Source organism: Collimonas sp. (assembly GCF_035566555.1).
Taxonomy (GTDB): Bacteria; Pseudomonadota; Gammaproteobacteria; order Burkholderiales; family Burkholderiaceae_D; genus Collimonas.
In genome coordinates, this window is the sequence record NZ_DATMRB010000050.1 from 1 (window position 1) to 25,934 (window position 25,934).

Genomic DNA, 25,934 nt, shown 5'->3' on the forward strand with positions numbered 1-25,934 from the left:
AGGCCAAAAAAAATCAATCAAGAAAGGAGAAATGCTACCTCAGACAGATGACTTATCCACAGGCACGGAGTAATTTGAACGTCAAAGGGTGGGTTAAATTTCGACGATAACGCTGGGTCAATTTTAAGCAATCCTCAACAGTCGGGGAAAAAATTGATCACTTTGATTTAACGCAATGTTAGGAGGGAAAAGCAGAATTCTTCAATATTCTTTCCCCGCGTGCCATTACGTTATTAGTCCATGTAGTTTTATGTTAGAGCGCTAATATTGTCGATAACCAGCGGCGTTTCCGACTCATTAATTTTACATAATACAAATTATGCGAAGTTAAGACGGTAAAAAAATAGAGGCAATCAAGCCTTTGGTTTTGCCCTGGACTTAGCCTTGACAGACTTTGCCGGCTCACGCTCAACGATAGAAATTCCTGCAGTGAGCGCGCCGTATCAGACTGGCCCAAGGGACGAAAAAAGCGCCATTTTTGGTTCCGGAGCTATTACGCCTGCTGGCCATGGAACACGATCAGATCATCTATCAGATGGGAATCCAGCCATTATGCGAGAAACTCGGCGTGGTACAAGACACCGGACAAATATTCCTACCGCCCCTGACAGAACCGGCGACGAAGCATGAAATTGACGAGAAAGAAAGATATCTAGAAACACGGATCGGATAGCCAATCCACTGCCATGCATACTTATCAACATGATCACTAAAAATATTGTAAAGTAGCAATGTCAATATCTAGGATCGATCATGAAGAATCTAGTCAGCATGGCAGTCTCAGCGACACTCGCTACAGCCATCGTGGGAGGTGGAATCTATCTAATGTCGAAATCGACCTACGACCTATCCGCCAAGCCCGACCCGGCAAAAATAGACATACAGACGACACTGCCTACGGATGAAAACTACGCCACACCCTCAGAGGCACAGGCAAACACACGGGGCATACAGCCGGGGAAAATTGTGAAATGCGAATCTGGAGGAAAAACCACCTACAGCGATGCTCCATGTCCAACATCAAGCCACACGGCCCAAGTGACAATACAAGAGACAAGCGGCGGATTCGTAAGCCCAGACAAAGAGACAATAGCTGACACTCGCGCACATATTCAAGCTGAAATTAAACAACCCGGATTCGTTGCTATGGCTGGAGCGTCGACGCCATCCCTTACAAGCAATACGCAAGGAGAATGCTATTACCTTGCAGAAGAAATAAAATCCATCGATTCCGCATCAAACATAAAACAATCGGGCTGGTCACAGGATCAACTACGCTCACGCAGATTGGACGTTAGAAACCGGATGTACAGATTAGGCTGTTAGAAAGCCTGAGCACTTGGGCTGCTGTCGGCTATCGCTCCTGAATCGGAGAGATAAAGCAAGCTCTGCTCCCCTCCTCTCCCTTCGCCCACAGAATTGATCGAATTCCCGCCTATTCCTGGCGTCCCGAGCTTCTGACGCCACCTAAAACCTGGTCCAACCCATATTTTTTGAGTTTGATGTACAGCGTGCTCTTTGCTATCCCAAGATGTTTGGCCACCAGTGTGAGATTGCCGCGGTCTGCCTCGATAGTTTCGCGGATGAATTTTAGTTCGGCATCCTCCAGTTTGCCGGTGCCGAGCGGAGGTCGCATACCAGGCTTTTCAATGTCAACGGCTAATGATGATCGGATGTCAGGCGGTAAATCATCCAGGTCCAAGGATTCCCCGCTGGTCATCAAGAACATACTTTCGACGACGTTGCGCAACTCACGCACGTTCCCCGGCCATGCATGGTTTTCCAGCACAGCGATTAACTCCGGTTTGATCTGTTTTCGAGCAATGTTGTGTTTCGCACTAAGCTTGCCGAGAAAATGCGCCACCAGTTGCGGAATGTCCTCTCTACGATCGCGCAGCGGCGGGATGCGTATGCTGGTAACCGAAACACGGTAAAAAAGATCCATGCGAAACCGGCCCTCAGATACCTCATCGCGGAGATCGCGGTTGGTCGCAGCGATCAGCCTGAAGCAGATTTTTCGCGGCGTATTCTCACCAATACGATAAATTTCCCCCTCTTCCAGTACGCGCAGGAAGTGCGGTTGCAATTCCAATGGCATTTCCCCAATTTCATCGAGAAACAGAGTGCCGCCATTTGCCGCCTCTACCTTGCCTATCATTCCTCCACGCCGCGAACCGGTGAAAGCGCCTTCACAGTGTCCAAAGAGTTCGCTGGCCAGGAGATCGGGAGATAAGCCGCCGCAATTGAGCGCGATAAACGGTCGCTCGCCAATCTGACCGGCATGATGGATGCCTTGCGCAAAATTTTCCTTGCCAACTCCGGTTTCACCGAGCAACAGCACCGATACATTAGTTTTGGAAAGCAGTTTTGCTTTTTGCACTGCCTGGATCAAGGCAGTACTATTCCCGACGATGCCCCCGAAACCCTTCGCATCGGTGCTGATGGCAACTTTCGGGGATCTTTCTTTTTGCGATACGTGCAGTGACGCCCCACGCTGCGGCAACCCAGGAATCGTCAACAGGGTTCCAATTCGTTCGCCAGCGTCAATGACTGCCTCGACCCAGTCGCTGCTGAGCCATTCCGGCGCATCGGCGCCGGTAGCGCCGCCGAATGCCCCCATGTTCAATGTCGGGATGCGCGTCGTGTTTTTAAGATCGAAGTCTATACCTCGGGCAAGAAGAGTTGCGGCCGCGCATTCATTTGCTTTTATGGGATATCCGCGACGATCACAAATAATGACGCCATCGGTCGCACTCGACATTTTTGCCATACCTCGTTCCAGCAATTGATAACGAAACTCCATCTCCAATTTGGCCAGTTGGCCCTCAATCCGGCTGGCTGTCGTGACTGCCAAAGCCAAGCTATGCGGATTGAACGTCTTGCCTAGCCCGGATACATCAATGGCGCCCAGAATCTTGCCGTCATAGGGGTCGCGGATGACGGTGGCCGAGCACGTCCACTGCTTGATCCCGGCGCAAAAATGCTCGGCTGCATGGATTTGTACCGGTTGGCCGATGGACAATGCCGTGCCTATCGCATTTGTTCCGCAAATCAGCTCGCTCCAACAGCTCCCGGCTGTGAGGTAAATATCTTCCGCCGCGCCTAGCGCGCGCGCATCGCCTTCTACGCCAAGTATCATCCCGTTCGGATCAGTGAGAATCATGATCGTCTCGGTTTCGGCAAGAAAATCCCTGGCCATCGCCATGACTTGCTTACCTGCTGCCAACAATTCGCGATGCTGGTCCTGCAGAGCATTAAGTGTAATTTCACTAACAGGCGGCAGTGCCTGCTGGCGCGTCGGATCTACTTGAACCCCCAGGCAACGCCTCCAGGAGTCATCGATCAGGCAACGTAATGCATTGGGAGGCGGAGCGTGTCCGCTCAGAAAGCCATCCCAGGCATCCATGATCTTCCGATTGTTGCGAGGATTGGATAGCCGCTGGTCAGGCGTGTTGGAATTCAATTTGTCTCCTACTGGCTATGCGCCTTATTTCCGCAGGAGCAAGTTGCTCCCGTCGTTGCCATTTTGCTGGCTTCCGCTTTCCGGAAAATGTATTCATTCCCGAACCGACTATACACCTCAAAGCCGCACCGCAGATTTCGCCATGTAGCGGGGCGCAGTTGATCCGCCCTCCTCGCAGCTCAGCGATGCGGCTTGCCGGAGCCAGTCTGGCAGCGTTCGATTTCCGGTCGAATCCATGGCGGCGTATGAAAACCGGACGTTCGAAACGGCCGTCGATGTTTTTCCATGCACGTATTTTTTTCCGTCTTTCATAGAGCGGGTCAGATTTTTCAGGCTCTCCCGCAGGATTGGCATGCTCCTTGCGGTATCTGCTCTGCGTACAGATTCAATTTGCTCGCTCAAGACAGAATCAGTCATTTCCAAACAATGTCTGATCGCCAGGTTTTGGAAAACTATCCACTCAATGAGGAGACACACATGCAAGCTCAACACTCGCCCGTACAGGTGATGGGTATCGATGCCGGCGGCACGATGACCGACACTTTTTTCGTCAGGGAGGATGGCTCGTTCGTTGTCGGTAAAGCGCAAAGTAATCCCGGGGATGAATCGGAGGCTATCTATGAATCGTCGGTTGACGCGCTGGCGGAATGGCAACTGGAGGTCGACGATGTTTTTCCGGAACTGCTGACCTGCGTCTATTCCGGCACCGCTATGCTGAACCGCGTAGTCCAGCGCAAGGGACTGGATGTCGGCTTGATGTGCAACCGCGGCTTTGAAGACATCCATTCGATGGGTCGTGCCATCCAGAGTTACCTCGGCTATGCGCTGGAAGAGCGTATCCATTTGAATTGCCATCGCTACGACGAGCCCTTGGTGCCGTTGTCGCGCACCCGCGGCGTCACCGAGCGTACCGACGTCCAGGGGCAAGTGGTGATTCCATTGCGTGAAGAAGAGGTGCGTGTCGCCACCCGCGAGCTGGTAGCGCGCGGATCGAAAGCGATCGTGATCAGCCTGCTGCAGTCGCACAAGAATGAAAAAAGCGAGCTGCGTGCACGCGATATCTGCCGCGAGGAATTGAAGAAACTTGGCGTCGATATTCCGGTCTTTGCGACCGTCGACTATTACCCATCGCGTAAGGAAACCCACCGCACCAACACCACGATTCTGGAAGCCTACGCGGCAGAACCTTCACGCGCGACCTTGAAAAAAGTCAGCGACCGCTTCAAGAAGCACGGCGCCAAATTCGATTTGCGCGTGATGGCAACGCACGGCGGCACGATAGGCTGGAAAGCCAAGGAGCTTGCCCGCACGATTGTGTCCGGTCCGATCGGCGGTGTGATTGGCTCGAAATTCCTGGGCGAAAAACTGGGCTATGACAATATTGCCTGCAGCGATATCGGCGGCACCAGTTTCGATATGGCGATCATCACGAAAGGCAACTTTGCCATCCAGTCGGATCCCGACATGGCGCGCCTGGTGCTTTCCCTGCCCCTGGTGGCGATGGATTCGGTCGGCGCCGGCGCCGGCAGCTTTATCCGCATCGATCCCTACAGCAAAGCGATCAAACTCGGTCCGGACAGCGCTGGCTACAGGGTGGGCATGTGCTGGCCGGATAGCGGACTGGATACGGTGTCAGTCTCGGATTGCCATGTGGTGCTGGGCTATCTCAATCCTGACAATTTCCTGGGCGGCGCCATCAAGCTCGATGTCAACCGCGCGCGTAAATATCTGAAAGAGCAAATTGCAGATCCACTGGGGTTGACGGTAGAAGATGCCGCTGCCGGCGTGATCGAATTGCTCGATCTGAATCTGCGCGAATACATGCGTTCGGTGATCAGCGCCAAAGGCTACAACCCAGCGGACTTCGTGTGCTTTTCATACGGCGGCGCCGGTCCGGTGCATACCTACGGATATACCGAAGGCCTGGGTTTCAAGGATGTGGTGGTGCCGGCCTGGGCTGCCGGATTCTCAGCGTTCGGCTGCGCCTGTGCCGAATACGAATACCGCTATGACAAGAGCGTCGACGTCGGCGTTGGTCCTGAAGCCACCGATGCTGAGAAAGTAAAAGCTTGCGAAACCCTGACTGCTGCATGGGCGGAACTGAGCGAGAAAGTCATCGAAGAATTCATCATTAACGGCTTCAAGCCGGAAGACGTCTTGCTGCGTCCCGGCTATCGCATGCAGTTCATGGGCCAGCTGAACGATCTGGAAATCAATTCGCCGGTGACCAATGCCTCCACGCTGGCGGATTGGGACAAGATGGTGAAAGCATTCGACGATACCTACGGGCGTGTCTACGCCACTTCTGCCAGCTCGCCGGAACTAGGCTTCGGGGTGACCGGCGCCATAATGCGCGGCAGCGTCATTTCTTCCAAGCCGGAACTGCCTGAAGAACCGGATGCAGGCCCGGTGCCGCCGAAGGAAGCGCACATCGGCAGCCGTCCTTTCTATCGCCATAAAAAATGGCAGGACGCGCAGATCTGGTCGATGGAAGCGCTGAAGGCTGGTAACCGGGTGGTAGGACCTGCCATCGTTGAGTCGCCCTCCACCACTTTCATCGTGCCGCTAGGCTTCGAAACCTATTGTGATACCCACCGCTTATTTCATCTTAAAGAAGTTAAATAAGGAGACTGATCATGAACAAAATGTCGAAAAAAGAAATGGGCTTGCCAGACTTGCTGGGCAACGGCAAGACCCTCAAGGAACATCGCGATGAAGTACTGGAGCGGACCAGGAAAACCGGGTTCTACAACGGCCTGGAAAAACTCCAATTCAAGGACTCCGATCCGATCACCTATGAAAAACTGTTTTCCAGGATTCGCGGCGGCCTGGTGCATGCGCGCGAAACCGCAAAGAAAATAGCCGCATCGCCGATCGTCGAGCAGGAAGGCGAACTGTGCTTCACGCTTTATAACGCCGCAGGCGACTGCATACTGACTTCCACCGGGATCATCATTCACGTCGGCACCATGGGCGCGGCGATCAAGTACATGATCGAAAACGCCTGGGAAGTCAATCCAGGCATCAGTCCCGGCGATATGTTCACCAATAATGATTGTTCTATCGGCAATGTGCATCCTTGCGATATCGCCACCATCGTGCCGATATTCTGGGAAGGCAACCTGATCGGCTGGGTCGGCGGCGTAACTCATGTGATTGACCTTGGCGCGATGACGCCAGGTTCGATGTCGACCGGCCAGGTCTCGCGCTTCGGCGACGGCTTGCAGGTGACCTGCCGCAAGACCGGCATCAACGATACGCCGCTGCGCGACTGGCTGCACGAGAGCCAGCGCAATGTACGCACCACCAAGTACTGGATCCTGGACGAGCGTACCCGCATTGCCGGCTGCCACATGATTCGCAAGCTGGTGGAGGAAGTCCTGGAAGCGGAGGGAATTGAAAACTACACCCGGTTTGCCCACGAAATCATCGAAGAAGGACGGCGCGGGCTGCAGGCACGGCTGAAGGCAATGACGGTTCCCGGCGTCTACCGGCGTGTCGCGTTCGTGGATATTCCTTACGACCATGAAGACATGAATCTGGCCTCGGAATTCGGCAAGATGAACAGCATCATGCATGCACCCTGTGAAATGACGATCCGCGCCGACGCTACCTGGCGGCTCAATTTTGAAGGCGCAAGCCGCTGGGGCTGGCATAGCTTCAATGCCAACCAGGTGGCGTTCACCAGCGGCATCTGGGTCATGCTGACCCAGACCCTGGTGCCGACCTCCCGCATCAACGATGGCGCCTACTATGCCACGGAATTCAAGCTGCCTAAGGGCACCTGGATGAATCCAGACGACCGCCGCACTGCGCATGCTTATGCCTGGCATTTCCTGGTGTCCGGCTGGAGCGGCATCTGGCGCGGCATGAGCCAGTCTTATTTTGCCCGCGGCTATCTGGAAGAAGTCAACGCCGGCAACGCCAACACCTCCAACTGGCTGCAGGGCGGCGGCATGAACCAGGACGGCGAAGCGCATGCGGTCAACAGCTTCGAACCGGCGGCCTGCGGCACAGGCGCTTGCGCCATCAAGGACGGCTTGAACCATGCCGCGGCGGTGTGGAACCCTGAAGGCGACATGGGCGACATCGAGATCTGGGAGATGGCGGAACCGCTGCTGTACATGGGGCGCAACGTCAAGACCAACTCGGGCGGCTACGGCAAGTTCCGCGGCGGCTGCGGTTTTGAAACGCTGCGCATGGTGTGGAAAGCAGAAGACTGGAGCATGTACTTCATGGGCAACGGCTACATGAATAGCGACTGGGGTCTGATGGGCGGTTACCCATCCGCTACCGGTTATCGTTTTGAAGCGCATAACACCGATCTGAAACAACGCATCAAAGACAATCTGTCATTGCCGCTGGGCGCCGACCGCAATCCGGAAAGCAAGGAATACGAACGTCACATCAGCGCCGATTCACGCATCAAGCGTGATCAGCAATGCACTACGACAGAAGCCATTTTTGAGAACCATGACCTGTATCTGAACTATATGCGAGGCGGTCCGGGCTTTGGTGATCCGCTCGATCGCGATTGCGCTTCGGTTGAAACCGATATCAACAGCCGCTTCGTGTTGCCGGAATACGCTGAGAAGGTTTATGGCGTAGTGATCTCGCAAGATCGTGAGCAGGTCTGGACTGTCGACGTCGCCAAGACAACTATCCGCCGCAAGGAAATCCGCAAGGAGCGCATCGCAAGAGCCGTTCCGACCCGTGAGTGGATGAAGGAAGAGCGGGCACGGATCATCACCAAGCATGCATCGGTACAGGTGCGCCACATGTTCGCTACCAGTTTCGGCCTGAGCCTCAAGTTCAAGAACGAGTTCAAGGCGTTCTGGGACTTGCCGGCCGATTGGGAACTGCCGGAGTCCGAACTGGGCGTTCCTTCTTTCGGTTCCACTTACCGGATGGATCTGTCGAAACTGCCGGATGTACGTACCGTGTCATTGGTCGAAGAGTGATTTTGCGGCCGGGATCACGAACCCGGTCGCACCTACCAGAATTATCGGAGATATAAAATGTCTGTTTATACACAAGAACAAGTGAACTATCTGGTGGAGGGCAAGCTGGATTGGGAAACCACCATGCGCATGCTTTCCATGCCCAAGGACCATGACCGCTTTCGCATGTATCTGAATGCGCTCGAGTCCAAGCTGCCATGGGATGATAAGGTGATTCTGCCGATCAGCCTGCATCTGTACATTGCGCAAAACAAGAAGACCAAGGAATGGGTCACCAAGTGCAGCTGCGGCCATGAATTTGGCGATTATCGCAAGAACTGGAAGCTGGAGGCGCTGATCTACGTTCGCGATACGGCGGAAGCCATGCACGAAGTCTATCCGACGTTAATGGCGCCGGACACCAACTGGCAGGTGTACCGTGAGTACTATTGCCCTGAATGCGGCATCATGCATGATGTCGAAGCGCCAACTCCATGGTACCCGGTGATGCATGAATTTGAACCGGATATCGAAGCTTTCTACAACGATTGGGTGAACCTGCCGTTGCCGGAAAAGGCCAACTAAACAGTGCCCGGGGCAGAGTGTTCCACTAGGCCCCGGGAATGAAGATGGTGATTTTAGAGATCAATTCCACGATTTTAATTCCAACGAAAGCTCATCATGTCTGAAGACGATCAACAACCCGCATTTCAGATTCAACGTGTTTACCTGAAAGGCTTGTCTGTTGAACAGCCTAACTCTCCTGCAATCTTTCTTGAGCAAGATTCCCCCGGTATTGAGGTCGCCGTCGATGCCTGCGCCGAACAGTTGGCCGAAGGTACATTTGAATGCACAGTGACGATAACGGTCACAGCCAAAATCAAGGACCACGTAGCATTTCTAGTGGAGGGCAAGCAGGCAGGTATTTTCGAAATCCGCAACATGGTGTCCGGACAGCGCGAGCTATTGCTGGGTATCGGTTGTCCAACCATTCTGTATCCCTATCTTCGCGCCAATATCGCAGATGCAATTACCCGTGCAGGCTTCCCGCCGGTGCACTTATCCGAAATCAATTTCGAATTGTTTTATCTGCAGCGTCAACAGGCAATCGAAGATCAGAAAATACAAAACGGTAACGGTATTGTGATGGCGGCATGATCTTGAGTGCTGGCATCAGGATCTTTCCATTGTCACTCTTTACGTAGTTATAGTTAGCCAGATAATAAGGAAAAACTTGTTTCTACCAAGGAACAGCGCTCCGAACTAACTCGCCACTGTTTGGCACTTCAAATTAGCCACGAGCTAGCGTTAGCGTTAGCGAATATTCGAGCAAGTTAGTCGATTAATCGAGTTTCGACAACAGCGCGTCTCCCTGCCCTTCGGCGAGCAGTCCTCGCAGCCAAATCATTCCGGCATCAGCATGGCGACTCGGATGCCAGGCGGCGTATAACGCAAAACCTGTTGCCTCGAACGGCAGCTCGAAACTGTCTAAGCTAGTCGCGAAGCGAGCCGCGACACGGCTGGGCACAGTGCAGACGTGGTCGCTGGATTCCAGCAAGGCCGGCACGAGAAGGAATTGCTCGACCGAGGCCACCACGTCGCGACGCCGACCCAGCCGTTGTAGATATTCATCCATCAAACCGTGAAAACTGCCTCCGCCCGTAGAGACGAGCACGTGCCCCAGTGCGCAGTATGCATCGAGGTCGAGTGGTCCACGGCCGCGAGGATGATTTCGGCGTTGAACCATCAGGAAGCGTTCGTCAAAAAGCTTGCGCGCTTTTGCAATCGGCGGAACCATGCGTTCCGAGCCGATGACGAGATCGATCGTTCCTTGCTCGAGCTGGTCGGCACGCAGGCTCGCATCGGGCCGCACGAAAGCCACCTGCAAGTTCGGGTTCGCCAAGGCGGCCACGCGCTGCATCAGCGGCAACCCGACCACGACCACGGCGTTGTCGTTCGCGGCAATGCGAAAAATGCGTTGCGCCGTGCCTGGATCGAAGAGGCTCCGGCTTTCGACCAGTGCGCGCAGCGTATGGAGCGCATCGTGCAAAGGCGTAGCCAATTCGATCGCCCGGGTGGTGGCCACCATGCCGCGCCCGGAGTCGGCGGGCACGAGCAACGGGTCATCGAACATGTCTCGCAGCTTCCTGAGCTGTGCTGACAGCGCTGGTTGGCTCAAATTCAGCCGAGTAGCTGCATGGCTCACATTTGCATCGCGGATCAACGCCTCCAGCGACACCAGGAGATTCAAATCGATTCGTTTCGAATTCATTTTTTGGATAGGTCGTATATCGAGACTGAATTTCTCGAATGATGTCCGAATAGCCTAAAGTAATCCTTCAAACAACCAACTTGAGAGATGATTATGGCACTGAGACGCATAGTAACAGCACACAACAAGGACGGTCGCGCGCTAGTGGTCAGCGACGTGCAAATACCGGCCCATCCGGTGCCGGGCAGAGCCGACTGGTCCGTGTATGACGTATGGGCGGCGGAAAACCCGCACTTCCCCGATGCCGGCGAACGCCCGAAGGTCAATTGGTTTTTCCCCCCTATCGGTGGCTTGCGCTATCTGCATACGCTAATGGAGCCCCAAACCAGGGCCGAATATGCCACATCGGCGCCAATCGCCACCACGGCGGAGAAAGATGGCCACCACCGCAGCGCCACGATCGACACAGTCTATGTCGTCAAGGGAAGTTGCATATGCGAGCTCGACGACGGTGCAACCGTCCAGTTGAACGCGGGTGACACGCTGATCCAGTGCGGCGCGATCCACGCTTGGAGCAATCCGTTCAACGAGCAATGCCACGTCTTGGCCGTGATGATTGGCGCGCAGCACGATCTGGTGGGGTCACCCGCAGCGGGCTGAGCGGTAATGAATACGGGCTGCACTCACGCTCGAATCCGAAGCAGAGTAGGCATAGCTCACTGAGGTAAGACTGAAGTTTGGGCAGTCAGCTGAAATGGAGTGGGCGATCCTTGATGCTGATCTCCCTGTCAGCCCTCACGTTACTGATCGACACCTTCGACTATACGGAAATCCCGCTCGGCACCAGTCCCCAGCGCTCGCAGCGCAGTCCGGTAAGCCTCACTGGCATATGTCCGTTGCGCCTGTTCAAAGCTGGCGAATTCGACCACGACCGTGCGCTGCTGCAGGCCTGCTTCGTGCACCTCGAGGCGGCCCGTGGTCCGCGCCAAAAGGGTGCCGCCGTTCGCGGCAATCGCCACCGCAGCCAGCTCGCCGTAAGCTTTCAATGCGGACTCGTCCGATATCGACCGATACGCAACTACCCAATATCCTTTGTTCATTTTCACTCCTTTAATGTATGTCAGAATTAAATAGCAGCTGCCGCCGCGCGCCCTGCTTCCGAGTCCTCTACAAGCGGGAATGAGGTAGCCTTCTGTATCGCCCACCAGTTCAGACCGGCGCCGACCAGCAACACTTTAGACGAAAAAATTTCGCTGGGTTGTGCCTGGAGGCATGGGGGGAGCCCGCAGTGGAGTATCCAAATCCCGCATAACCTCATCCCGCCCCCTGGCTAGTCGACGTCGGAATCGAAATCCCCGAGATCCATGGACTCGATATCGGACATCTCGGCCTCGCTGTCTTCGTCGGTCCGCCGCAGGTCCGCGGGGATATTGAATTTGTATTGCGCGTTATCGGCCGGAAGCTGGATCTTGCTGTACACAGCCGGTGCGTTATACGGCTTGTGGAAGCCCAGCGCCTTGCGCGAGCTTTGGCGCGCGACGTGCTTGCGGTAATAGGCTTCGGTGACTTCCTGAACCTTGGCAACGAATGGTACTTTGGCGGGTGCGATTCCTGTCGGGCCCGGCTTCACCAATACTTCCTTGTCGGCTTCCGCCAGTGCTCTTGCCTTTTCGCGGCGTTCCGCACTTCCTAGCGCCGGCGCGCTCAGTCCGCGCGCGGCCTTGTCCCGCGTGGACACGTCCAGCCGTCCGCTTCCGGCATCGGCGGGAATGCCGCCGACATAGCCGATGCGCTTGGCGCCCGGGTAGTCCCGGCGAGAATCGGCGGTGTACGATTTTTCCTGCTTCAGGAAGCCGTCCTCGTTTTGATGCACGCCGTGGGGCTTGTTGTCGTCGTCAACCGGTTTTGCCGCGTATTTTCCGGCGCTGACGGCCAGCCCGCCCGCCTCGAACGACAGATAGGGAGACTCTGGACTGTCGTCGACGATATGTTCGACCGCATTGGCGGCGCCGGTGGGAGATTGCGCGGTGAATACTGCGGGCTTGCCCTTTTGCAGGTTACGAATATTATTGACGCTCATGCCACGGTAGACCAGGTCGGCGGCCTGGTCATCTGCCTGCTTGACCACACCTGGGAACTTGAGCTGCTTGCCGATGTGCGACTCTGGCATTTGCCCTGGCGTGACGCGCGCACGCCGCGTCGCCCTTGCCAGTTTGCGCGCCGCGCGAGCCTGCTCACGCTCCACCCTTGCCTTTTCGAGCGCCTCGTTCTCACGCCGCACGCGAATCTCGGCCACTTGCGGGTTGTCGGCGTCATCCCCATTGCGCCTCATGAACTCGTCTTCGGTGGACAACCTTTCCTTGTCTTTCTTTTTATATTCATCAGGAACCTGACGGACTTTGCCCTTGGCCCAGATATATTTCACCATCTGCACCACGGGTGCGCGGGTCGAGGCGGCCATCAGCTGCAGCGGCGCGCCGGCGCGGCTTGCCAGTGCCGACGCTCCCATCGCATCAGCCTCGCGCTCGAGGCCATGATCGTCATTGACGTTGACACCCGAGTGCAGCTGCATGGTGGGCTGCACCCTGCCCTCCGCCTGCTGCACCACGTGCCAGGCTTCATGCGGCAAATGCTGCTCCTGCCCCGGGGCCAGATGAATATCGCTGCCTTGCGCATAGGCATGGGCATTCAGCTGTGCCGGTTGCGATGAGTTGTAATGCACTCTCACGTGATCCATGCTCATGCCCGACAGCGACTCGACTCCCATCTTGAGTTGGTCGGGCAGGCCGGTGTTGTTGGGCTTTGCGGCTGGCATTTCCTGCAATTGCACGGCGCTCTGGGCCGCCGATTTTCCTTGCAGCGGCTGATCGCCGTCGAACATCGCGGCATGCGCCGGCCGCTGCGCCAGCAACTGCGGGCTGTTGCGGATGCCGTCCTGCAGTGCTTTTAATTGTTGAACACGCGGGCTGTCAGCGATCATTTGCCGCTGCGCCGCGAACTGCATCGCTTGCGGACTTTTGCTCGCCATATCTTGCAACCGGCCTTGTGCAATCGCTTCCGGTCGATTGCCTGCAAAAACGGACTGTGCCCTGTCCTGGCGCATCGTGCTTGCTGCAATGTTGATTGGATTGCTGGTTTTAGCTTGCTTTTGCACTTGACCGCCCATGACAAATCCGCATTGATAGGAGCTGACGCTGCAAAAACTATCATACATCAGCCTGCAGGGCGAAGGCAGGCTTACTGCTGAGGTGGCGCGTGCTTTTTCCGTGGGCTGATGGTTCAGGCGTATGGTGTGCCGGCCATTGCCGCGCTGAGGCCGATGCTTCCCTTGTCGACGATAGCCAGGAAAACGGCTTGCGCGGCCCCTGTATCTTGCCTTTCTCGAAAGCCCCGGTGAGCCTGGATCAGGGCCACGCTCCAGGTCGCCAGGAGCAGGCCGGCCGCCAGGTGGGCGGCGGGATCGCCGGCTTCGCGCCCGACGCATTCGGCGAGCGCCATCGCTACCACTTGTGCGATTTCGTCGCGTATCGCCCTGGCCCGGGCCTTGAGGCTTTCGCTGCCCTCGATAGTCTGTATGAAGCCTTGGCTTTCCACTGTAAACCTGACGTAAGGACTGTCTTCCGCCACCAGGCCGTGCGCCAGCAGGCGCAAGGTCTCGATCGGCGCGACGGAGGGATCGCGCTGGCGCAACGCTGCGCGCAAGAGCTCGCGGCCCTCCTCGTCGCGGTCAAAAAACATGTCCTCCTTGCGGGGGAAGTAGTTGAACACCGTCATCCGCCCGACATCGGCGGCGGCCGCGATCTGGTCCACCGTCACATGGTCAAAGCCGCGCTCGAAGAACAGGCGCGTGGCGGCATTGGAGATGCCTTGCCGCGTGGCAAGGCGCTTGCGGGATCGCAGGTCGGATGACATTGAAATGTAGCCCTTGATGTTTATATGTACTGAGTATATATTGCGACTCGGTACATGTAAAGGACTAAGAATATGGAAAAATCTGTTGATGTTGTGATTGTCGGGGCTGGGCCGGTCGGACTCCTGACCGCTATCGAACTGACTTTGGGCGGTGCGCGGGTGCTGGTGCTGGAGCGCCTGACTGGCGTAAACATGATCATGAAGGCCATGTCGGTTGGACCGCTTGGCAGCGAAGCCTTGACGCGCCGCGGGCTGGGCGCGGCGATTGCCGCCGCGGAAGCCAGCACTTTGGCGGCGATGGATGAGTTCACCAAGCAGACCGGTGCAGAGCTGCGCGGCCGGGCGTCGAAGTACAGCGGCCATTTCGGCGGACTGTCGCTGATCCGCAAGGACGCGCAGAAAGAGCCGGAACGGCGTCCTCGCCTGGTGCGTCAGCATGATGTCGAAATCATGCTGGCCGATCGCGCGCGCGCTCTTGGGATTGAGCTGCGCCGCGGCTGCGACGTCACCGGCTTCGTCCAGCGGACGGACGGCGTCGACCTGGAGTGGGCATCGCCGACGGCGGCAGGCAGCATTTCCTGCTCCTATCTGATCGCTTGCGACGGCGGGCGCAGCCTTATCCGCAAGATGGCCGGCTTTGATTTTCCCGGCACGGCTCCGACGTCGACCTTCTACCAGGTTATCGCGGAGATCGACCATCCCGACCGTCTGCTGCCCATAGGCTGGAATCGCACAGCGGCTGGCGTGTTTGCCTACGGGCCTGTGCCCGGCCGATTGTTCATGCTGGACTTCAGCGGTCCGCCGGCGGATCGGCAGGCGCCAGTCGCACGCGAAGAGATCGAAGCCGTCCTGCGCCGCATCAGCGGCGCGGATGTCCGTGTGACAGCGCTTGAAAGCGGGACCCGGTGGGCGGACAACACGCGGCTGGTCGATACCTACCGGCTAGGCAGAGTGCTGCTTGCCGGCGATGCGGCGCACGTGCACTCGCCGTTCGGCGGCCAGGGCCTGAACCTCGGGCTGGCGGATGCGGCCAATCTCGGCTGGAAGCTCGCCGCCATTATCCGCGGCGAGATGCCTGAAAGTCTGCTCGACACCTATACGGCTGAGCGGCGCCCTGTCGCCAAAGCCGTGCTGGCCAATACGCTTGCCCAGATCGCCATCCTGCGGCCCGATCCGCAATCGGGCGCGATGCGGGACATCGTGGCGAGCCTCATGCAATTCGATGACGCCAACCGCTTCATCGGCGAGATGATGAGCGGGCTTTCCATTCGTTACGACCTCGGCTCGGAGCAGGACCAGGTCGGACGGCTGATCGGCGACCGGCCGGTCAGCAACGGCGATGCCGGCGCCTCGCTCTACGATGCCATGCAGGATGGCAAGGGCGTTCTGCTCGACGCCTCAGGCGGGTCCAAGGCTTCCAGGCTGGTTGCCGCCGCCACGCAGAGGATACGTTGCATCGCCGTCGATGCCGGGCCTTCGATGCTGATCCGTCCCGATGCCTGCGTAGCCTGGACCGCCGAGGATAGGGGCACGGACGGACTGGAGGAAGCGCTCCAGCGCTGGTTCCTGTCGAACGGATAACAGGTCTGCTTGATAAATTTTCATGCCGCCCTCAGCCACCGCGCTTGCCCCTCCCGAGATCACCCGGAACATGGCAGCGCGGCCGCTGTCGAAATACGCCAGAAGTGTCCATTCGTTCACGCCCGAAAAATAATTCGCGAGAGCGTCGATTCTGCGTTTCGCCATTCGACTAGTTATCAGAAACCAACCTGAATCTGAAAGGGAACATCATGATGACACTCTATGGATTTGCCGCTACCCGCTCGCTGCGTGTGCTGTGGGCATTGAACGAACTCGATGTCGAATTCGAGTTCGTTCCGGTCAACCTGTTGGCCGGAGAACAACATCGCCCCGAATTCCTCCGCCTCAACCCCGCCGGCAAGGTACCGGTGCTGGTCGATGGCGATATGGTGCTGACCGAATCGGCAGCGATTGTGATCTACCTGGCTGAGAAATATCCTGAAAAAGGCTTGCTTCCTGCCGATCGCAAGCAGCTGGCCCAGGCATATCGCTGGGTGATGTTTGCCATGACGGAGCTGGAACAGCCCTTATGGCGCATCACGCGCCACAGCTGGCTATACCCGGAAGACAAGCGGATAGCGGCGGAAATCCCTGCGGCCAGCCAGGAATTCATTGCCATGGCGGGCATCTTGGATAAGCATATGACGGGACGCCAGTTCATCGTCGGCGACCGCATCAGCTTCGCCGATTGCGTGACGGTCTACCTGATGGACTGGGCCAATGAATCGCATCTGATCGACCAGTACCCAGTGCTGCGCGCCTACCTGGAAAGAATGTATGCGCGCCCCACTGCGCCGCTGCGGATTGCCGAAGCGTTTGCCAGCCTTGAATTGGAAAAATGACATGAAAATCTACTGGATCAAGGCGCAGGCGCCGCGCCGTGTGCTGGCGCTGGCCAAGCATCTCGGCGTCAAGGCGGAGCTGGTTGAAATGGACTTGATGGCGGGCGGCCTCAAGACGCCTGACTATGCGGCGCTCAATCCCAACAAGAAGGTGCCGACGCTGGTCGACGGCGACCTGGTGCTGTGGGAGTCTGCGGCCATCATGGCCTATCTGTGCATCAAGACCGGCTCGGACATGTGGCCCGCGCAGAATCCGCCTGAACAGGTCGAAGTGCTGCGCTGGCTGTCCTGGGAAGCGAGCCACTGGGGGCCGGCCGTAGCGCCCTTCTATTTCGAGCATGTGGTCAAGTCGACCTTCGGCATCGGGCCGCCGGACCATGCCTTGCTGGCGGACAGCGTCGCCGAACTGGAGAAATTCGCCAAGGTCCTGGACGGCCACCTGGCGCAGCGCAGCTTCGTGGCGTGTAACAGGCTTACTATCGCAGACTTCCAGCTTGCTTCGATGGCCAGCTACTGGCGGGAATCGGAAATGCCGCTGGCGGCGTTTCCTCATATCGTCCGCTGGCTGGACGCCTTGTGGCGTATTCCCGCCTGGGCCCATCCTTGGCCAGCCAGGGCGGCGGCTGCGGCCGATCAAGAAACTTTCCGCACTTCTCTTCAGGAGCCCCTGCAATGACGCCGACACTGTATGCCCACCCGTTCGCCTCCTACTGCTGGAAGCCATTGATCGCGCTATATGAGAACGACACACCGTTCACCTTCCATGCGGTCGACCTGAGCAATGCCGCCGCGGCGGCTGAATTGGGACGACTATGGCCTTTCAAGAAGTTTCCTGTGCTGCTCGATGGCGACAAATCGGTCATCGAATCCAGCATCATCGTCGAATACCTGGATCTGCATCATCCGGGGCCGTTGCGGATGGTTCCGCTTGATGCAGCGGCTGCCCTAGATGTACGCTTTGCCGACCGTTTTTTCGACAACTATGTGCAGGCACCGATGCAGGCGATCGTCGCCAACGCCATGCGCGGAGAGAAGCACGACGCCGATGTGGTGGCTCGCGCCCGCGCCAGCCTCGACACGGCGTATGCCTGGCTAGAGCATCGGATGGCGGGCCGCGCATGGGCGGCCGGCGATAGTTTCAGCCTGGCCGATTGCTCCGCGGCGCCGGCCCTGTTCTACGCCGACTGGGTTCACGCCATCGGCGATGCTTTCAGCAACGTACGCGCCTATCGCGATCGCCTGAATGCACGGCCGTCGGTCGCAAGGACGATCGACGAAGCGCGTCCGTATCGCCATTACTTCCCGCTTGGCGCTCCGGATCGCGACTAGCTCACGTCATATTGATCGCATCCAGCCGGCGCTGCAGATAGGTCCTGACCGCCGGCTGCGACGCCAGGCCGATGGCCTGGCGGAAGGCTGCCTTGGCCAGTTCGTGCATGTCCAGGGCGGCACACACCGAAGCCCTGGAGGCCCAATAGGGTTGGTAGCTCATCATCCTTTCGTCCCGCCCTACTTCATCCAGAAGCGGCAACGCCGCAGCCGGACCGTCTCGCTGCGCGACTGCCATTGCGCGATTGAGCATCACCACCGGCGAAGGCGCAACCAGCGCCAGCAAGTCATACAGCTGGACTATCTCGTCCAGGCTAGCCGCGCCGCCGAGACGACGCGATATCTGCGCGGACTGGATCGCGGCCTCGATCTGGAACCTGCCGCTGCCTGGATCGCGGTTGGCTGCAATCAGCAGCTTGGTCGCGGCATGGATCATCTGGGCGTCCCATTGGCTGACATCCTGCTCGCTGAGCGGCACGAAATCGCCGCCGCCGTTGATCCTGGCCGCGCGGCGCGCCTCTGCATACAGCATCAGTGCAAGCACGCCTTTTGCCTCCGGTTCTTCGGGCAGGAGGCCGGCGACCACCGTGCCGAGCCATAAGGCCTCCTCCGCCAAATCGGCTCCGGCAGCATTGTCGGCGTCTGCCCAACCCTTGGTGTAGGCAGCGTATACAGCGTCGAGCACCGCCTGCATCCGCTCGGGCAGCTCGCTGCGATCGGGTATCTGAAATGCGACCCCGAGCTTCTTTATCCTGGCCTTCGCACGCACCAATCGCTGACTCAGGGTGCTGGGCGGGAGCAGGAAAGCGGCAGCGATTTCAGCAGCGGAAAAGCCGAGGACGGTCTGCAGCATGAGCGGCGCCCGGATGCCAGGCTCGATACCGTCCTGGGCGCAGGCGAACAGCAGCGCGGCCCGTCTATCGGGCATCTCGTCAATCTCAGGCAGCATCTCGTCCGCCAAGATCTGCATCTCCGCTGTAAACCGGTTGCCCTCAACCAGCCGCCGGACCTCATCGACTTGCCTGCGTTTGGCTACCGCATGCAGCCAGGCCTCGGGCCGCTCGGGGACGCCGTCTACCGGCCATTGCCGCAGGGCCGCCACAAAGGCTTCCGCCAGGGCATCCTCGGCGGCGGCGACATCGCCGCTGCGCGAAGAAAGGTAGGCGACCAGGCGCCCATAGCTCTCGCGCGCAGCACGCTCGGCTGCACGCTGGGCCAGGCTATTTTGCGGCAGCGGCGTCACGGCGAATGATGCTCGACGATCTGCCTCAGTTCGACAATCCCCCAGGTCGCCGCCGGACATCTGGTCGCCCACAACCTGGCGTCGTCAGGATCTTTGGCGTCGATGATGAAGTAGCCGCCTGCCTGCTCCCGGGTATCCGCATAGGGGCCGTCATGGACGCGGATCTGCCCGCCTTCCGTCGACACGGTGCAGGCCGTGGTGCTGGGCGCGAGGCCATTGGTCTGGACAAAGACGCCGGCCTTGATCAAGGCGTCCCGGTAGGCATACATCTGCTCCATGTACTTCGCCATTTCGGCGGCTGGAATGGCCGCGCCCTTGGCTTCGTCCGCGTAGAGCGTCATCAGGAATTTCATGTTGCTGTCCTCCGTCGTTTACCGGAAAAGCCCGGCAACCTATGTCGTCAGGAATACATCATTTTCGACACAGGGTACCGTTAATTCAGAAATTTCCGAAATGCCATGTTAGCGAAAAACAACTACAAATTCCGCCCCCGGGTCCCGGTCGTGATGGACGATCAGGCGCCAGTCGTGGGCGACGGCGATTTCCTGGCAGATCGAGAGCCCCAGACCGGCGCCTTCGTCGCGCCGGTTTTCGCCGCGCCAGAAGCGCTTGAACAGGCGCGGCAGATTGTCCTCGGCAATCCCTTTGCCATGATCGCGGACGGAAATGCAATCCGGTGCAACGGTGATCAGGACGCCGGTGCCGGCCGGCGAATGATGGAGCGCGTTTTCCAGCAGGTTCTTGACCAGTACGAACAACGCCCCGCTGTCCGCCATGATCAGCACTTTCTCGGGGGCGGCATTGCACAGGATGAAAACCCCCAGCCGATCCGCCAGGCGCCCCAGATGCTCGACAGCACGCCTGGTCACTGCGCGCGCATCCAGTTGCTCAAAGACGAAATTCTTGCGGTCGCTCACCTCGGCCAGATGCAGCAGCTGATGCACCTGGCGCGCCATCAGGTCGACGTCTTTCAGGAGCAGTGCGCGATCGGCCACGCCATCGAGTTCTATCTGTCCGCGGATCAGCGCCAGCGGCGTCTTCAGCTCGTGCGCGACGGTGGCAAGAAACTCCTGCTGCTGACGATAGCCGAGCTCCAGGCGCCCTAGCGCTTTGTTGAAGGCATCGATCAGCGGCACCAGCTCTGCTGGCATAGCGGCCGTCGACAAGCGGAAATCGAGGCTGCTAGATTCAATCCGGCTGGCGGCGTCCGAAGCAACGCGCAGCGGGCGCAGCGCGCGGTTGAAGGTAAACCAGACGACGACGGTGAACACCAGGATGGCGATCAGCGCGGCAATGCCTGAGGCAGCCATGAAACTGGCGCTGTCGCTGCTGATGATGGCCTGGTGCATGCGCTCGCTGCGCGCGACCTGAATATAGAAGGTTTTTTTCTTGAGCGAAACGGCTTTCGTAAACACGTGCAATCTCAGTCCCGAGCGGGACAGGACCAGGTCGGTTGTGGCCGCGCTTTGTGGATCGAACTGTGTGCCGGCGGCAAACAGCGGCAGCATGACGCCATCGGAAGCGAGCAGGACAACGCCCTGGTCGTCCAGGATGCGGTAGATCGAATCCAGTTTCAAGGCTTCGTAAAGCAGCTGCATTTTCGGACTCAATGCGACTTTTGATAAGCGCCCCGAGGCGTCGAAGCGCATGCTATCCCCGATCCTGTCGGCATTCCTGAGCATTTCCTGCCTGAACAACAGTTCAGGTTCCCATTGGTAGATCGCGCCCATGAAAGCGGTCGCGGCCAAGGTAATGATCACCAGCGTGGCGGCGGTAGATGCAATCAGCTTTTTCGCCAGGCTATACGGCATCGTTCGTTTCCTGCAGTGCAAAACCAAAAGCCCTGACGTTGGCGATTTCGACGGCAGAGTCGATTGCCTGAAGCTTGCGCCGCAGGCGATGCAGAGCAACATCCAGCGCATTCGGAGTGACCGCGTCGCCCACGCCCCAGGCGGCCATTTCCAATGCGGTCCGGCGCACCGGCTGGCCGCCGGCCCGGACCAGGCTCAGCATCACCTGCAGTTCCGAAGGCGCCAGCGAGACCGAATCTTCGCCGCTGCGCATGCTGCTCAATTCCGGCGATACCTGCAAACCTAGATAAGCCGGCACCAGGCTTTGCAACTGCGGCGGGCGCCGCATCAGGGCGCGCACCCTGGCCACCAGCTCTTCCATGGAAAACGGCTTGGGCAGATAATCGTCGGCGCCGGCCTCCAGCCCCACCACCCGGTCATGCAGGGCGTCCAGGGCGGTCAGCATCAGGCATGGGGTCAGCACGCCCTTGGCGCGCAGCTTGCGCAGCAAGTCCAGGCCATCGCCGTCCGGCAAGCCGCGGTCGATCACCAGCGCCGCATACGGGATACGGCTAAAACCGTCGACCGCATGGTCGATACGGCCATAGATATCGACTTCGATGCCGACTCCGGCCATGGCCTGGCGGATCAGCTGCGCTATCCGTTCGTGGTCTTCCAGCAAGCCGATGCGATTCATGTCCCGTGCTTAAAATTTATAGAGATAACCTAGCCGCACACTCGCTGCCGACGATTTGTCGACCAGCGGACTGTCCGTGATGCCGTTGCCGCGCTGCAGATCGCCGACGTCCAGCGTGATAATCTGATTGCGCGTCAGCGGATAGTCCGCGCGCACGCCGAATTCGATATTCGCGGTCGATTTGCCAGTATAAGCGACCCGCTCGGCGGTGGCTTCGCTGGTTTTGACGCCGTAGTAATAATTGACATATTTGCTGTCCATCCAGGTTGTGCTCAAGTGTGGCGTCAACTGGAACCCTCCCATCGCGAACCCGTGTTCGACGCCCAGCTTCACCGTATTGCCCTTGGTGCTGCCTGCGGTCAGCCATTCCAGCGACACTTTCGCATACGGATTGTCCCATGTGCCGGCCACGCCACCCCATGCACTGCCCTTGCGTTCATCCATGCCGTGCAATGCATCGGAGTCGCTGCTTTTGTAGCCATCGTTCAATGCATATCTGGCACGCAATACAAAGCTGAACTGGTCGACCGATCCCAGCTTGACATCAAGCGTATTGCCAAAGAAATGGATCCAGCGGTTTTCATACAACACCAATGGCAGAACGGTAAGGTGATTGCTGACGCCACGGTAGGGCCTGCTTTCGGAGCCCAGGCCTATGCCCAGCCCCCATTGGGAAGCATCGGCGGCTTGCGGTTCTTCCGTCAAGATCGGATCCGCGTAGCTGATGCTTGCCGCGGCGCTGAGCGTCGTGCCGATGAGCGCGGCCAAGGCCAGGCGGCAAGTAAACTTGAAATGGTGCATGTCGACTCCACTAGATGATTGAATGGTCTGCTACTGGGAGGCATGTTCCGTCATAAGCTCTTACCGCTTACTTACTGGCGTCTGGCAAATTGAAATATTTTGGGTTGATCTGACTTCTCTATGGGTGCAAAAAATGTTTTCCTGTGTAGAGTGGGCACGCTTTTGTGTCCACGCGGATAGCGCTACAGCGTGGGCACAAAAGCGTGCCCACCCTACCTTTTGGCAAGCCATGCGCGATAGCGTCCCTTTTACCCACAGAGAAGTCTGAACAACCATATTTTGATTGGCGCGGCCGGGAGCCTGCAGGAGATCTGCGCCGCTTAGATGCTTACAAGTTTGCGAGAAAGTCTGGCCGGGATTTTGGCCATGCTGGATGTCGCTGGCCTTGCTAGCCGATCTTCTGGTCGAACTCGGCGCGCGCCTTGGTGATGTGCGTCACATGTCCTTGCGCCCAGGCGCCCAGCGGTTCGACAGCGGCCCACAAAGAGCGCCCGAGATCGGTCAGTTCATAATCCACGCGCGGCGGAATCGTCGGAAACTGCGTGCGCGTCACCAGGCCGTCGCGCTCCAGTCCGCGCAACGTCAGGGTGAGCATCCTTTGTGAAATGCCGCCCACTGCCCGCTTGATTTCATTGAAGCGCTTAGCGCCGTCGCCGAGCAGGACGATGATGAGGACGCTCCATTTATCGCCGACGCGCGCCAGTACGGAGCTGATGGCGCGGCAATCCGGGCTCGCATGGTCGGGGTGTTTGACAGTCACTTCTATGTGCTCCGGTATCAGATATGTGCCTTCTTGTGGAGCTTAGCACCAGTACCTACAATAGTCTAGGTTACAGTTTTATACCTAGATTGTCTGCTATGCAAGGTGTGAAGCTGTGTACTCGGAACCACCGCATTGGCGCGCGACGACGCATGCGGAACTTTATTTCTCGACTATCAGCCAGGAGTGAGCCATGACCATCATTTCAATCATCATCGGCAGTACGCGCGAAGGACGTTTTTCCGATAAACCGGCCAACTGGATCGCTCAGCTGCTCAAGCAGCGTGACGGCATCGACGTGCGGCTGCTTGATCTGCGCGACTTCCCCATGCCCTTCTTTGACCAGCCCACGCCGCCCGCCATGCCAGGCCGGCCGCCTTACTCGAATGAAGTAGTGCAAAAATGGACCGCCGCCATCGCGCAGTCGGACGGCTTCGTCTTTGTCACCCCTGAATACAACTACGGCACCTCGGCAGTGCTCAAGAACGCCATCGACTGGGTTTATCCGGAGTGGAACCGCAAGGCTGCGGCATTTGTGAGCTACGGCGGCAGCGCCGGCGTGCGCAGCGTCCAGCAATTGCGCGAAACCGCCGTTGAACTTCAGCTGGCGCCGGTCCGCTCCTCGGTTCATGTCCCGGCGGCGGTGCTATGGGCGCACTTCCAGGGCGGCGACGTCGGCGCCGGCCTGGCCGAGCTGGCGGAACCGGCGGCAAAAATGATCGACGACCTGCTGTGGTGGACTGCGGCCCTGAAAACGGCGCGCGGCTAGCCGAAAGCTCAGACTCGATGAATCACGATGAGCGAGGCGGCGTATGCCAGGGTTTTCTTGTAGTGCGGCAAGCTGCGATGCGTATGCGCCGCCAGCTTGCCAAGCTGCTCTTTGAACGCCAGCAAATTGCGTTCAGGATCGCCCGGCTTGCTCAGGATGAGATAGCGGCATGCATCGTGGATGACCACCAGGATGGCCAGATCCACGCTGTCGCCGTATAGGGACAGCGCTGCCAGCGTTTGAATTTTATCTAGGCATTCATCGATAAAACAGTTTTCGACATCAACGTCCATTACGTACTCCAGAAACAGCATTGCGGAAAATTACATTAAGAACAATCTTAAGGAGTGGCGCGCCGCATGTCTATTGGGGTTTTCGGCATTTCACAAGAGTTATCAAATTCAATGTTGAGCTGCAATATTCCGTGTTTTTCTGACACACGGAGGCAGCAAAATTACATTGAAATAATCTCTCGCAAGCAACACTCGGTAATCTTCACTCTGCATCTTGCGTGTTCCATCCGTACGCATGGTTCTTAGTTCATCTGGTCTTGGCCGCTGCCGCTCCAGCTTCGATTTTCGTGATGACGTAACCGACAGGAATCCATTGCCCCGTGGTCTGCAGCATGGAAATTTTCTCCACCGCCAGTCCCTTCGAAAAGCGTGAGGAAAATGCGATGTTGATGTATTCCCCAGGCGGCAGGTTAGGCGGGTTGGCGATGTGCACTATCTGCACCCATTGACGTCCGCCTATAGTTCCCAGGTCCTTTTTCACCGCGCCGAGATACTTGACCCAGCCATCCCTGCTGATGTTGCTTTGCATGGCGGGTCCGCTCTGGTCCCACATGCGGTCGGCCTGGCCGGCATCTGCCATGGTTGCCCACTGGGTCGCCGTGGCGACGGCACTGTCGATCGAGCCGTCTATCTGGGCCGATGCCGGAATGCTCGTGGTTAAGCCGATCATTGCGATCGCCCCGATCAGGGCGGCTTTTTTCAATGCTGAAAGTGAAGTCATTTGTCTCTCTCCATCGTGGTAAGGCTATTGCGCATCCTCCGGCGGTCTTATGCCGGCGCCCTATTTTTCTCCCATGACTTCGATCTCGACACGCCGGTTGGGCTGCAGGCATTGCACCAGCTGCGGCGTCACGGCTTCGCCCGGGCACTGGACCAGCGGCTGCGATAGCCCCGCGCCATAGGCTTTTATCGCATTTTCGTCCAAGCCCTGCTGCACCAGATAGCTGCGGATGGTTTCCGCCCTTGCCTTGGACAAGGTGAAATTGGAAGTTTCGCTACCGATGCGGTCTGTATGTCCCGTCACGACCACGGAAGCCAGAGCGACGCCATCCTGCTTGAGCTGGCTCACCAGACTGTCGATTTTTCCCCGTCCCGGGCCGCGCAGCAGCCGGTCCACAACCGCGGCCTCGGACTGTCGGTTGTGCAGGCCGTGGTCAAGCGGCACCAGGGCTGGTTCCAAGCCCATAGCACTCCGGGCGCGGGCGCCAGCTTCCTGATCGGCTTGCCATTATTCGATGACAACAAGCAGACACAGACAGATTGACAGCTGCCGCCTTTGCGGCACAGGCTGGCCGCGCGAGC

At 58.0% G+C, this 25,934-nt stretch carries 27 protein-coding genes; 12 read left to right on the forward strand and 15 right to left on the reverse strand.

What is annotated here, in order from left to right; translation table 11 throughout:
• Positions 1-753 precede the first annotated feature (753 nt).
• The gene (locus VNZ65_RS07780) at positions 754-1,326 is read left to right on the forward strand and encodes a hypothetical protein (RefSeq protein ID WP_325667699.1); all 573 of its coding nucleotides are present in this window, start codon (positions 754-756) and stop codon (positions 1,324-1,326) included.
• A gap of 109 nt (positions 1,327-1,435) precedes the next feature.
• On the opposite strand, the gene VNZ65_RS07785 is transcribed toward VNZ65_RS07780, so the two are convergent.
• Positions 1,436-3,463, reverse strand: coding sequence for a sigma-54-dependent Fis family transcriptional regulator (locus tag VNZ65_RS07785; RefSeq protein WP_325667701.1), 2,028 nt, complete (start codon positions 3,461-3,463; stop codon positions 1,436-1,438).
• A 117-nt stretch (positions 3,464-3,580) separates the two neighbouring features.
• Positions 3,581-3,880, reverse strand: a complete 300-nt coding sequence (locus VNZ65_RS07790) for a hypothetical protein (protein WP_325667704.1) — start codon at positions 3,878-3,880, stop codon at positions 3,581-3,583.
• A gap of 60 nt (positions 3,881-3,940) precedes the next feature.
• Here VNZ65_RS07790 and VNZ65_RS07795 point away from each other — a divergent pair, with 60 nt between their 5' ends.
• The 4 genes from VNZ65_RS07795 (at position 3,941) to secB (ending at position 9,561) form a co-directional block, all read left to right on the forward strand.
• Positions 3,941-6,088 carry a hydantoinase/oxoprolinase family protein gene (locus tag VNZ65_RS07795; protein WP_325667706.1) on the forward strand — a complete coding sequence of 716 codons (2,148 nt, stop codon included), beginning with the start codon at positions 3,941-3,943 and terminating at the stop codon, positions 6,086-6,088.
• Between the two features lie 11 nt (positions 6,089-6,099).
• Positions 6,100-8,424 (forward strand): hydantoinase B/oxoprolinase family protein, encoded by a 2,325-nt coding sequence (locus VNZ65_RS07800; RefSeq protein ID WP_325667707.1) that lies wholly within the window; start codon positions 6,100-6,102, stop codon positions 8,422-8,424.
• A 57-nt stretch (positions 8,425-8,481) separates the two neighbouring features.
• Positions 8,482-8,988 (forward strand): acetone carboxylase subunit gamma, encoded by a 507-nt coding sequence (locus VNZ65_RS07805; protein WP_325667708.1) that lies wholly within the window; start codon positions 8,482-8,484, stop codon positions 8,986-8,988.
• A gap of 96 nt (positions 8,989-9,084) precedes the next feature.
• The gene (gene secB, locus VNZ65_RS07810) at positions 9,085-9,561 is read left to right on the forward strand and encodes a protein-export chaperone SecB (protein WP_325667710.1); all 477 of its coding nucleotides are present in this window, start codon (positions 9,085-9,087) and stop codon (positions 9,559-9,561) included.
• A gap of 184 nt (positions 9,562-9,745) precedes the next feature.
• Here the strand turns inward: secB and VNZ65_RS07815 are convergent, their stop codons facing one another.
• Positions 9,746-10,675 (reverse strand): LysR family transcriptional regulator, encoded by a 930-nt coding sequence (locus tag VNZ65_RS07815; RefSeq protein WP_325667712.1) that lies wholly within the window; start codon positions 10,673-10,675, stop codon positions 9,746-9,748.
• A gap of 93 nt (positions 10,676-10,768) precedes the next feature.
• On the opposite strand from VNZ65_RS07815, the gene VNZ65_RS07820 reads away from it, so the two are divergent.
• Positions 10,769-11,275: a cupin domain-containing protein gene (locus VNZ65_RS07820; RefSeq protein WP_325667714.1), complete on the forward strand. Its 507-nt coding sequence runs from the start codon at positions 10,769-10,771 to the stop codon at positions 11,273-11,275.
• A 140-nt stretch (positions 11,276-11,415) separates the two neighbouring features.
• On the opposite strand, the gene VNZ65_RS07825 is transcribed toward VNZ65_RS07820, so the two are convergent.
• The 3 genes from VNZ65_RS07825 to VNZ65_RS07835 form a co-directional block, all read right to left on the reverse strand.
• The gene (locus VNZ65_RS07825; RefSeq protein WP_325667716.1) at positions 11,416-11,715 is read right to left on the reverse strand and encodes a DUF1330 domain-containing protein; all 300 of its coding nucleotides are present in this window, start codon (positions 11,713-11,715) and stop codon (positions 11,416-11,418) included.
• Between the two features lie 230 nt (positions 11,716-11,945).
• Entirely contained in the window at positions 11,946-13,781 is a 1,836-nt protein-coding gene (locus VNZ65_RS07830) for a DUF4157 domain-containing protein (protein WP_325667718.1), read from the reverse strand.
• A gap of 113 nt (positions 13,782-13,894) precedes the next feature.
• Positions 13,895-14,527: a TetR/AcrR family transcriptional regulator gene (locus tag VNZ65_RS07835; RefSeq protein WP_325667720.1), complete on the reverse strand. Its 633-nt coding sequence runs from the start codon at positions 14,525-14,527 to the stop codon at positions 13,895-13,897.
• Between the two features lie 72 nt (positions 14,528-14,599).
• Here VNZ65_RS07835 and VNZ65_RS07840 point away from each other — a divergent pair, with 72 nt between their 5' ends.
• The 4 genes from VNZ65_RS07840 to VNZ65_RS07855 all read left to right on the forward strand — a co-directional run bounded on the left by VNZ65_RS07840 (position 14,600) and on the right by VNZ65_RS07855 (position 18,279).
• On the forward strand, positions 14,600-16,108 hold the full coding sequence (locus VNZ65_RS07840) for an FAD-dependent monooxygenase (RefSeq protein ID WP_325667722.1): 1,509 nt from the start codon (positions 14,600-14,602) through the stop codon (positions 16,106-16,108).
• A gap of 212 nt (positions 16,109-16,320) precedes the next feature.
• Positions 16,321-16,950, forward strand: coding sequence for a glutathione S-transferase family protein (locus tag VNZ65_RS07845; RefSeq protein WP_325667758.1), 630 nt, complete (start codon positions 16,321-16,323; stop codon positions 16,948-16,950).
• Between the two features lies 1 nt (position 16,951).
• Positions 16,952-17,626, forward strand: a complete 675-nt coding sequence (locus VNZ65_RS07850) for a glutathione S-transferase family protein (RefSeq protein WP_325667724.1) — start codon at positions 16,952-16,954, stop codon at positions 17,624-17,626.
• Positions 17,623-18,279 carry a glutathione S-transferase family protein gene (locus VNZ65_RS07855; protein WP_325667726.1) on the forward strand — a complete coding sequence of 219 codons (657 nt, stop codon included), beginning with the start codon at positions 17,623-17,625 and terminating at the stop codon, positions 18,277-18,279. Before VNZ65_RS07850 ends, VNZ65_RS07855 begins: the two co-directional genes overlap by 4 nt.
• Position 18,280: 1 nt before the next feature.
• Here VNZ65_RS07855 and VNZ65_RS07860 read toward each other — a convergent pair whose 3' ends face one another.
• From VNZ65_RS07860 to VNZ65_RS07885, 6 genes are all read right to left on the reverse strand, one after another.
• Positions 18,281-19,522 carry an RNA polymerase sigma factor gene (locus VNZ65_RS07860; RefSeq protein ID WP_325667728.1) on the reverse strand — a complete coding sequence of 414 codons (1,242 nt, stop codon included), beginning with the start codon at positions 19,520-19,522 and terminating at the stop codon, positions 18,281-18,283.
• Entirely contained in the window at positions 19,519-19,875 is a 357-nt protein-coding gene (locus VNZ65_RS07865; protein WP_325667730.1) for a YciI family protein, read from the reverse strand. The genes VNZ65_RS07860 and VNZ65_RS07865 overlap by 4 nt, the downstream gene beginning before the upstream one ends.
• 108 nt (positions 19,876-19,983) lie before the next feature.
• Complete coding sequence (locus tag VNZ65_RS07870; RefSeq protein ID WP_325667732.1) at positions 19,984-21,333, reverse strand: sensor histidine kinase; 1,350 nt, start codon at positions 21,331-21,333, stop codon at positions 19,984-19,986.
• A complete protein-coding gene (locus tag VNZ65_RS07875) occupies positions 21,323-22,009 on the reverse strand; it encodes a response regulator transcription factor (protein WP_325667734.1) in 687 nt (228 codons plus the stop codon). Before VNZ65_RS07875 ends, VNZ65_RS07870 begins: the two co-directional genes overlap by 11 nt.
• 9 nt (positions 22,010-22,018) lie before the next feature.
• Positions 22,019-22,810 carry a MipA/OmpV family protein gene (locus tag VNZ65_RS07880; RefSeq protein ID WP_325667736.1) on the reverse strand — a complete coding sequence of 264 codons (792 nt, stop codon included), beginning with the start codon at positions 22,808-22,810 and terminating at the stop codon, positions 22,019-22,021.
• A 388-nt stretch (positions 22,811-23,198) separates the two neighbouring features.
• Positions 23,199-23,570 (reverse strand): helix-turn-helix domain-containing protein, encoded by a 372-nt coding sequence (locus tag VNZ65_RS07885; RefSeq protein WP_325667738.1) that lies wholly within the window; start codon positions 23,568-23,570, stop codon positions 23,199-23,201.
• Positions 23,571-23,763: 193 nt separating this feature from the next.
• Here VNZ65_RS07885 and VNZ65_RS07890 point away from each other — a divergent pair, with 193 nt between their 5' ends.
• Positions 23,764-24,339: an NAD(P)H-dependent oxidoreductase gene (locus VNZ65_RS07890; RefSeq protein WP_325667740.1), complete on the forward strand. Its 576-nt coding sequence runs from the start codon at positions 23,764-23,766 to the stop codon at positions 24,337-24,339.
• 8 nt (positions 24,340-24,347) lie between these two features.
• On the opposite strand, the gene VNZ65_RS07895 is transcribed toward VNZ65_RS07890, so the two are convergent.
• The 3 genes from VNZ65_RS07895 to VNZ65_RS07905 form a co-directional block, all read right to left on the reverse strand.
• Positions 24,348-24,632 carry a hypothetical protein gene (locus VNZ65_RS07895; protein WP_325667742.1) on the reverse strand — a complete coding sequence of 95 codons (285 nt, stop codon included), beginning with the start codon at positions 24,630-24,632 and terminating at the stop codon, positions 24,348-24,350.
• 247 nt (positions 24,633-24,879) lie between these two features.
• A complete protein-coding gene (locus VNZ65_RS07900; protein WP_325667744.1) occupies positions 24,880-25,353 on the reverse strand; it encodes a DUF4019 domain-containing protein in 474 nt (157 codons plus the stop codon).
• A 60-nt stretch (positions 25,354-25,413) separates the two neighbouring features.
• The gene (locus tag VNZ65_RS07905) at positions 25,414-25,749 is read right to left on the reverse strand and encodes an OmpA family protein (RefSeq protein WP_414649072.1); all 336 of its coding nucleotides are present in this window, start codon (positions 25,747-25,749) and stop codon (positions 25,414-25,416) included.
• On the opposite strand from VNZ65_RS07905, the gene VNZ65_RS25360 reads away from it, so the two are divergent.
• On the forward strand, positions 25,645-25,896 hold the full coding sequence (locus VNZ65_RS25360) for an ATP-binding protein (RefSeq protein ID WP_414649073.1): 252 nt from the start codon (positions 25,645-25,647) through the stop codon (positions 25,894-25,896). The two genes, VNZ65_RS07905 and VNZ65_RS25360, sit on opposite strands and share 105 nt — an antisense overlap.
• The last annotated feature ends 38 nt before the right edge of the window (positions 25,897-25,934 follow it).